The sequence below is a fragment of the Streptomyces sporangiiformans genome (genome assembly GCF_005768555.2).
Taxonomy (GTDB): Bacteria; Actinomycetota; Actinomycetes; order Streptomycetales; family Streptomycetaceae; genus Streptomyces; species Streptomyces sporangiiformans.
In genome coordinates this window covers 42,212-49,962 of sequence record NZ_VCHX02000104.1, presented here as the reverse complement: position 1 = coordinate 49,962, position 7,751 = coordinate 42,212, and the positions used below count along the sequence as shown (strand labels likewise).

Annotated in this window: 9 protein-coding genes; 6 read left to right on the top strand and 3 right to left on the bottom strand. The window is 71.1% G+C overall.

Annotated elements, in window-relative coordinates; genetic code table 11:
* Nucleotides 1-148 precede the first annotated feature (148 nt).
* The 3 genes from FGD71_RS12545 (at nt 149) to FGD71_RS12535 (ending at nt 2,201) form a co-directional block, all read left to right on the top strand.
* Nucleotides 149-1,087, top strand: a complete 939-nt coding sequence (locus FGD71_RS12545; protein ID WP_119100486.1) for a PAC2 family protein — start codon at nt 149-151, stop codon at nt 1,085-1,087.
* 68 nt (nt 1,088-1,155) lie between these two features.
* Nucleotides 1,156-1,770: a dephospho-CoA kinase gene (coaE, locus tag FGD71_RS12540; protein WP_119100485.1), complete on the top strand. Its 615-nt coding sequence runs from the start codon at nt 1,156-1,158 to the stop codon at nt 1,768-1,770.
* Between the two features lie 50 nt (nt 1,771-1,820).
* Nucleotides 1,821-2,201, top strand: coding sequence for a tetratricopeptide repeat protein (locus tag FGD71_RS12535; protein WP_119100484.1), 381 nt, complete (start codon nt 1,821-1,823; stop codon nt 2,199-2,201).
* 61 nt (nt 2,202-2,262) lie between these two features.
* On the opposite strand, the gene FGD71_RS12530 is transcribed toward FGD71_RS12535, so the two are convergent.
* Nucleotides 2,263-2,526, bottom strand: coding sequence for a DUF6343 family protein (locus FGD71_RS12530; RefSeq protein ID WP_119100483.1), 264 nt, complete (start codon nt 2,524-2,526; stop codon nt 2,263-2,265).
* Nucleotides 2,527-2,604: 78 nt separating this feature from the next.
* Between FGD71_RS12530 and FGD71_RS12525 the strand changes: the two genes are divergently transcribed.
* From FGD71_RS12525 to FGD71_RS12515, 3 genes are all read left to right on the top strand, one after another.
* Complete coding sequence (locus FGD71_RS12525) at nt 2,605-3,660, top strand: acyltransferase domain-containing protein (protein ID WP_119100482.1); 1,056 nt, start codon at nt 2,605-2,607, stop codon at nt 3,658-3,660.
* A gap of 62 nt (nt 3,661-3,722) precedes the next feature.
* The gene (locus tag FGD71_RS12520; protein ID WP_240436549.1) at nt 3,723-4,457 is read left to right on the top strand and encodes a class I SAM-dependent methyltransferase; all 735 of its coding nucleotides are present in this window, start codon (nt 3,723-3,725) and stop codon (nt 4,455-4,457) included.
* Nucleotides 4,458-4,627: 170 nt separating this feature from the next.
* Nucleotides 4,628-5,110: a DoxX family protein gene (locus FGD71_RS12515; RefSeq protein ID WP_119100481.1), complete on the top strand. Its 483-nt coding sequence runs from the start codon at nt 4,628-4,630 to the stop codon at nt 5,108-5,110.
* Between the two features lie 84 nt (nt 5,111-5,194).
* On the opposite strand, the gene FGD71_RS12510 is transcribed toward FGD71_RS12515, so the two are convergent.
* Complete coding sequence (locus FGD71_RS12510) at nt 5,195-5,755, bottom strand: RNA-binding S4 domain-containing protein (protein ID WP_119100480.1); 561 nt, start codon at nt 5,753-5,755, stop codon at nt 5,195-5,197.
* A gap of 144 nt (nt 5,756-5,899) precedes the next feature.
* Nucleotides 5,900-7,600 (bottom strand): TlrC/CarA/OleB/SrmB family ABC-F type ribosomal protection protein, encoded by a 1,701-nt coding sequence (locus FGD71_RS12505; RefSeq protein WP_119100479.1) that lies wholly within the window; start codon nt 7,598-7,600, stop codon nt 5,900-5,902.
* Nucleotides 7,601-7,751 lie beyond the last annotated feature (151 nt).

Genomic DNA, 7,751 nt, shown 5'->3' with positions numbered 1-7,751 from the left:
CTCCACGCGCGCGTGGAGGGTCCGGCGCAGCTGATGAGAAGCCAGTGCTGATGAAAAGCCAGTAAGAGGGCCAGGAAGCGGTGTGAGCCGGGAATGCCCGTGTCCCAGAGCGCGTTGTCGAGTACGGACACGAGGAGGAGCGGTCACAGTGCTTGATCCGCAGGGTTTGTACGCATGGGAGCCGAAGGGCCTGGCCGTCGTCGACATGGCGCTGGCGCAGGACTCGGCGGGACTTGTCATGCTCTACCACTTCGACGGATACATCGACGCGGGCGAGACCGGCGACCAGATCGTCGACCGGCTCCTCGGCTCGCTGCCCCACCAGGTCGTCGCCCGCTTCGACCACGACCGGCTCGTGGACTACCGGGCCCGCCGCCCGCTGCTGACGTTCAAGCGCGACCGCTGGACCGACTACGAAGAGCCCACGCTCGACGTCCGGCTCGTCCAGGACGCCACAGGCGCCCCCTTCCTGCTCCTCTCCGGACCCGAGCCGGACGTCGAGTGGGAGCGCTTCGCGGCAGCCGTCCAGCAGATCGTGGAGCGGCTCGGCGTCCGCCTGTCCGTCAACTTCCACGGCATCCCCATGGGCGTCCCGCACACCCGTCCCGTCGGCCTGACCCCGCACGGCAACCGCAACGAACTGGTGCCCGGCCACCGCAGCCCCTTCGACGAGGCCCAGGTGCCCGGCAGCGCCGAGGCGCTGGTCGAGTACCGCCTCATGGAGGCCGGACACGACGTCCTGGGCGTCGCCGCGCATGTCCCGCACTACATCGCCCGCTCCCCGTACCCGGACGCCGCACTGACCGTCCTGGAAGCCATCACCGCCGCTACCGGCCTGGTCCTGCCCGGTATCGCGCACTCCCTGCGCACCGAGGCGCACCGCACCCAGACCGAGATCGACCGGCAGATCCAGGAGGGCGACGAGGAACTCGTCTCGCTCGTCCAGGGGCTGGAGCACCAGTACGACGCGGCCGCGGGCGCCGAGACGCGGGGCAACATGCTCGCCGAGCCCGCGGACATCCCGTCGGCGGACGAGATCGGGCTCGAGTTCGAGCGCTTCCTGGCGGAGCGGGAAGGCGACGCGTAGGGGCGCCCCGGGCCGCCGGGGTTGCCCTGTCGGTGGCGTTGTCCGAGGCAGGTCCTAAGCTTTCGAGCATGCTGAAGGTGGGCCTGACCGGCGGGATCGGCGCCGGCAAGAGCGAGGTGTCGCGGCTGCTGGTGAAGCACGGTGCCGTGCTGATCGACGCCGACAAGATCGCGCGTGAGGTCGTCGAGCCGGGAACTCCCGGTCTGGCGGCGGTCGTCGAGGCCTTCGGGGAGGACGTGCTGGCCCCGGACGGCAGCCTGGACCGGCCGAAGCTCGGTTCCATCGTCTTCGCGGACGCAGAGCGGCGCGCGGTGCTGAACTCGATCGTGCACCCCCTCGTCGGCGCCCGTTCCCGCGAACTCGAAGAGGCCGCCGCGCAGGAATCCGTCATCGTGCACGACGTCCCGCTGCTCGCAGAGAACGGCCTCGCTCCGCTGTACGACGTCGTCGTGGTCGTCGACGCCGCCCCGGAGACCCAGCTCGACCGTCTCGTACGGCTGCGGGGGATGACCGAGGAGGAGGCCCGCGCCCGTATGGCAGCCCAGGCCACCCGCGAGAAGCGCCTCGCGACGGCGGACATCGTCATCGACAACGACGTACCGCTGGAGACACTGGAGCGGCGTGTACGAGAGGTGTGGGCGGAGCTGGTGCGGCGGGCGCAGGAGCGGACGCCCTTGGAATAGCGGGCCCCGACCGGGGCGTTGAACGGGGGCAGTGAGGGAAGGACTCAGGCGTGCCCGAGATCAGAGGTTCCACCGGACCTACTCCGGAGACGCATGTCATCGACTTCCGCGCCGCCGAGCAGTTGCTGGCCGCGCGTGATCCGCGGGGCGCGGTGAAGCTGCTCGACGGAGTCGTCGCCGCGCACCCGGAGAACACCGCGGCGCGGCTGCTGCGTGCGCGTGCCTTCTTCGCGGCCGCCCAACTGCGGCCCGCCGAACTGGAGTTCACGATCGTGCTGGAGCGCGAGCCGGACAACGCGTTCGCGCATTTCGCGCTGGCCCGCACCTATGAGCGCTCGGGCCGCCCCCATCAGGCCATCCGCCACTTCCGGCTCGCCGCGGCACTGGACCCGCAGCCGGAGTATCTGGCCGCGGCCCGGTTCGACTCCTGACTCCTGAGGTCCTTCCGGGGGCCGGTGACGGCCGGGGCGAGTAGGTGCTGGGCCTAGGCTCCTAGAGCCTGGGGTCCGGCGGCCGGTACGGCGGGACATCGCGTCCCGGCTGGTAGTGGGGTCCCTGGCGGATGTGCCGGAGGATCATCGCCAGATCGATCGTGATGATCAGCCACAGCGCCCCGAAGGCGGCTGCCCATCCGGGCCGGCCGACCAGGGCGAACGCCACGGTCCCCGCGATCGCCCAGACCAGACCCAACAGACTGAGCCAAAGGCGCGCGCGCAGCGCACTGCGTGCGGTCGCGGGTTCACTGCCGGTACGCATCAGGCTCACTCCTCCTACTCGAAAACGTACTCTTCGTGGTGCACGGTCACCAATGGCGGACGAACGGGGGAGCGGGCTGTGCTGCTGGAGGCGCTGCGGGCGGACAAGAGGCTCGCCGAGTGGCTGAGGGACCTGGAGAGGGAGGGCGACCCGCCTCCAGCCTCAGGCCGGGGGGACCCCGATCCCGCTTCACTCGCGGATGTGGTCCTTCCCGATGCCGTCCTTCCGGATGTGGTCCTTCCGGGTGCGGCCGAGCTGCCGGACGTACTCCTCGACCTGACCGTGCCGCACGAGTTCATCAATGAACTCGTCGCGCTGCGCGGTGCGTTGGCGGCGGATCCGGAGGCGATGAGGCTGCTGCGGCGGTGCGTCGGCCGGTTCGTGCGCGACATGGGGGAGATCGGCAAGGGGTGGGAGCCGCCCGCGTTTCCCGAGTCGACGGGACCTCTCGGCCGTAATTTCCACGCGTTCGTCTTCGTCGCCGCGCTGCCGTACGTGCGCGCGTACCACCGGGCCCGGGGCATCCCGGAGGAGGTCTCCCGGCGCACCCTCGCGGATCTGGGCCGGCACATGGCCGTGCACCGGCGGCGTTTCGGCACCTGCGGACTCTTCGTCCCATGGTGGCTCGCCCTGCATTTCCACGGTGAGCTGTACCAGTTGGGGCGCCTGCAGTTCCAGCGTGCGCGGCTCGGCGGGCGCACGGGACGGGCGGCCGCGGCCACGGGCATCGAGACCGGGCCGGGCGACCTCTGTCTGAGCCTGCACATCGCCGACTTCCGCGGGCCCCTGTCGCCGGAGGCCTGCGACTACTCGCTGGGCCTGGCACGGGAGTTCTTCGCCCGGCACTATCCGGACGAGCGGTACACGGTGGTGGTCTGCCACTCCTGGCTGCTCGACCCGCAGTTGAAGCGGTATCTGCCGGCGGACTCCAACATCGTCCGCTTCCAGGAGCGGTTTCAGGTCGCCTACCAGGAGACACAAGCGGACGACAAGGGCCCCCTGGGCTTCGTCTTCGGCGATCCGGAACTGCCGGTGGAGGGGCTGCCGAGGCATACCGGTGTGCAGCGGGCCGTCGGGGATCACCTACGGGCAGGCGGTCACTGGTACGGCGGCCATGGCTGGTTCGCGTGGTAACTCGAACGGGTGATACGGCGGCGAGGGGGAACGGGGCGTCGGGAACGGGCCGTTGGACGGGTATGACGATCGAGATGCGTGAGGGATACGAGGGGACCGGGCCCGGAGCGATCACACCGGACGGCTGCGCGGTGGAGCTGTACTCGCGCCTGCCCCTGTGGGGCGAGCCGGACATCATCACCGCGGCCGTGCCCGCGGGCGCGCACATCCTCGAACTGGGCTGCGGTGTAGGGCGGATGACGCATCCGCTGCTGGAGCGGGGGTTCACGGTCACGGCCGTGGACGAGTCGGCCGAGATGCTGGAGCGGGTGCGTGGGGCGCGCACGATATGCGGCCCCATCGAGTCGCTCGACCTGGGAGAGAAGTTCGACGTGGTGACGCTCGCGTCGTTCTTGGTGCACAGCGGCGATGTCGAGGTGCGGCGCGGGATGCTGAATGTGTGCCGGAGCCATGTCGCGGACGACGGGTGCGTGCTGATTCAGCGCGAGGGGGAGGACTACCACACGAATCTGCCGCGCGAGCGAAGGGCGATGGCGGTATCCCCGGCCGAAGGCTCGGGGAGGGGCGATCCGAGCGAGTTCACGATCCGGGTGGTGTCCTCGGAGCCGGTCGGGGACGGGGTGAACTCGGTGCGTGCGGAGTATGTCTTCCCGGACGCGATGTGGACCCAGACGTTCCTTGCCCGCCCGCTCACGAAGGAGCAGTTCGAGGGGGCGCTGGCGGAGGCGGGACTGAAGGTGGACCGGTATCTGACGGAGGACGAGGTGTGGGTGCGGGTCGTTCCTGTGAGGGCGTGAGGTTGGTTCTCGCCGTTCGGCACTGAAGTCTGTGCGGCGTGCGGCTTGGGGTTTGGAGCGGCGTGTGGCTTGTGGCGGCGTATGGCTTGTGGCGCGGGCGATGAGTTTCGGGCGTCGGGCCGGTCTGCCTCTGTGACAGCAACGCGAACCGCTTCACACAGGAGATCCCCATGTCCGAGAGCACCGCTTCCGTCAGCTCCGCCGCCTCTGCCGCGGCCGTCGCCTCCGCGACCTCCGGTACCGTCATCGCCGAGTCCGCGACCGCTCGTGGCCGGCGTGCCCGGATCGCGCTGCGCGCCCTGCAGGTGGTGCTCGCGCTGTTCTACGGCCTCGCGAGCGCGCTGCCCAAGCTGATCGCCCACCCGTCGGCGGTCGAGCCCTTCGAAAAGATCGGCTGGGGCAGCGCGGGCATGTACAGCATCGGAGTGCTTGAACTGCTTGGCGCTGTCGCGCTGTTGATCCCCGTGCTGTCGTCCGTGGCGGCGCTGTCGTTGAGTGCGCTGATGGTGGGGGCGTTCATCACGCAGGTCGCCGTCTTCGACGGGCAGTACGCGGCGACTCCGCTCATCCTGATCGTCCCGCTCTCCCTGATCGCCTGGGCCAGGCGGGGGCACAACGCCGAACTGCTGCGGCTCATACGACGGCGGTCGTGAGCACATGGGCCGACGACCGGCGTGAGCACGGGGGCCGTGGCGGGTGGTGGCAGCCGGCACGGCCCCCGTGCTCGACCGCCGAGGTCAAGGTGTGCCGGGGCCGGGGCCGGGGCCGGGGCCAGGTCCTGTGCCGGAGGGGCCGGGGCCCGCGAGGCCGCGCAGCCGTTCCATTTCGCGGCGGTCGCGCTTGGTGGGGCGGCCTGTGCCGCGGTCGCGGATGCCCGCGGGGGCGACGGCTTCGCGGGGCGGGGGTGGTGGGCTGTTGTCGATGTAGCACTCGGCGGCGACCGGGGCTCCCACCCGCTTACGGATCAGGCGCTTCACGACGACGATCCGTTCGCGGCCGCCGTGGCGCAGCCGCACCTCGTCGCCGACACGGACCGCGTGTGCTGGCTTGACGCGCTCACCGTTCACACGGACATGGCCGCCGCGGCAGGCGGTGGCGCCCATCGAGCGAGTCTTGACGAGACGAACGGACCAGATCCAGCTGTCGACGCGAACGGTCTCGCCGTTCGCGGGTGCGGCAGCCTTTGCGGCGGCCACCGCCTCGGCGGAGCCGTCCGCGCTCACGCAGCCGCTCGCGCCGACGGAGCCGGTGTCGGCGGCGGAGGCCTTCGCCCCGTTCCCCTGAGTCCCTGAAGCCATGCTTCGACCTTAGCCCTCGGGGAGCGGTCAGCCGGAACCCTTTTCGGTTCCGGCTGCCCGCTCCCAGCCCTTGCTCCCGGCTCCCGGCTCCCTGCTCCCGCTCAGGGCTTCCGCCCCTTCTCTGAACGGGCGGCGGGCGAGTGTTCACCGCCCGCCGGCCACGGCACCTTCGCGCAGTTCCATCCGGGACCCGGTGAACCGCGAGCGCATCCGACGGTCGTGGGTGACCAGCACCAGCGCGCCCGTGTAGGCGACCAGCGCCGCCTCCAGCTCCTCCACGAGTGCCGGCGAGAGGTGGTTCGTGGGTTCGTCCAGCAGAAGCAGGTCCACCGGTTCACTGACCAGCCGGGCCAGCTCGATGCGGCGGCGCTGTCCGTACGACAGCTCCCCGACGCGCAGCCGCAGCGCCTCCGGCTCGAACAGGCCGAGCGACAGCAGCCGGTCGGCATGCTCGTCCCGGTCGCCGGGGCGGCCGTGGGCGAAAGCCTCCAGCACGGTCAGTCCCGGCGGCCACGGCGTCTCCTCCTGCCGCAGGTGTCCGACACGCCCCGGAACGACCACCACGCCCGCGTCCGGCCGCAGTTCCCCGGCCAGGACCCGCAACAAGGTGCTCTTGCCCGCCCCGTTGGGACCGGTGACCAGCAGCCGCTCGGCCGGGCCGAGCCGGAGCTCCGGCACATGCAGCCGGCCCTCCACCACCACACCGTCGAGCTCCGCGGCCGGCGCCACGCCCGTCCCGCCAGTCCCGCCCATCCCGCCGGCCCCACCCGCCGTGGCGATACGGGCCGTGAAGGACAGCGGGTCGGGCGGCGGCGTGACCGGATTCGCGGTGAGCCGCTCCACCCGCTCCTTGGCGTTGCGGATACGGCTCATCGCGCCGTGGGCACGCCCGCGCATCCGGAATCCGCCGTGCCCGAAACAGGCCTTCGGCATCTTGCGCGGGATGCCGTCCAGGCGAGCGACGCCTGCCTCGGCCAGCCTGCGGCTGCGGTCGAGCTCCGCACGCCACTCGTCGTACTGCTGCTGCCGCCGTCGGCGTTCGGCGGCCTTGGCGGCGCGGTATCCGGCGTAGCCGTTGCCGTGGCGGGAGACGCGACCGCCGTCGACCTCCAGGACCGTGGTGGTGATCCGCTCCAGGAACACCCGGTCGTGGGTGACCGCGACGACGGTGCCGCGATGGGCCCGCAGATGTTCCTCCAGCCAGCGGACGGCCCGGTCGTCGAGGTCGTTGGTGGGCTCGTCGAGCAGCAGCAGCTCCGGCCGGGACGCCAGCGTCGCTGCCAGCGCCAGCCGCGACCGCTCGCCGCCGGAGAGTGTCCCCAGCCGCCGGTTCCTGGCCAGCCCCGGCAGACCGAGCTCGTGCAGCGCGGCATCCACGCGAGCGTCGGCGCCGTACCCGTCGCGGGCCTCGTACTGCTCGGTCAGCCGCGCGTACGCGGCGAGGGCATCCTCCAACTCCGCGTCCGAGGTCGCTTCGGCCAGCGCGATCTCGGTCCGCCGCAGTGCCGACTCGAGCGCACGCAGCTCCGCCAGCGCCAGATCGACGGCGTCCTGGACGGTGGCCTCCGCCGGCAGGCCGAGCGTCTGGGCGAGGTACCCGGTCCCGCCGGGCGCGGCCACGGTCAGCTCACCCACGTCGGGCCGCTCCTCGCCGGCGAGGAGCCGGAGCAGCGTGGACTTCCCGGCCCCGTTGTCACCGACTACGCCGGCCTTCTCACCGGGAGCGAGGCTGAAGGAAACCTGGTCGAGCACGGTGCGGTCGCCGTACCGCTTGGTGACACCGTGCAAGGAAAGCTGGGAGGAACGGGCGAAGTGTGAGGAGTGTTCGGAATGGATGGAATGCATGGAAGGTAACGCACGCATGTGAAAGCCCCTGTTCTCGGCCATGCCGACAGAACGGTTCGCGAGGACGAGTGAGTGCCGCGACGGCGGAGCAGAGCTCTACGCGGTCGGGCGCGGGGCTGTCACAGAGTTCCCATGCGGATGACCGTACGTG

Coding starts and splice junctions, on each gene's coding strand:
- FGD71_RS12510 (WP_119100480.1), bottom strand. CDS start 5,755: ATGGCTTCAGGGACTCAGGGGAACGGGGCGAAGGCCTCCGCCGCCGAC.
- FGD71_RS12520 (WP_240436549.1), top strand. CDS start 3,723: ATGACGATCGAGATGCGTGAGGGATACGAGGGGACCGGGCCCGGAGCG.
- FGD71_RS12505 (WP_119100479.1), bottom strand. CDS start 7,600: ATGCATTCCATCCATTCCGAACACTCCTCACACTTCGCCCGTTCCTCC.
- FGD71_RS12530 (WP_119100483.1), bottom strand. CDS start 2,526: ATGCGTACCGGCAGTGAACCCGCGACCGCACGCAGTGCGCTGCGCGCG.
- FGD71_RS12515 (WP_119100481.1), top strand. CDS start 4,628: ATGTCCGAGAGCACCGCTTCCGTCAGCTCCGCCGCCTCTGCCGCGGCC.
- coaE (WP_119100485.1), top strand. CDS start 1,156: ATGCTGAAGGTGGGCCTGACCGGCGGGATCGGCGCCGGCAAGAGCGAG.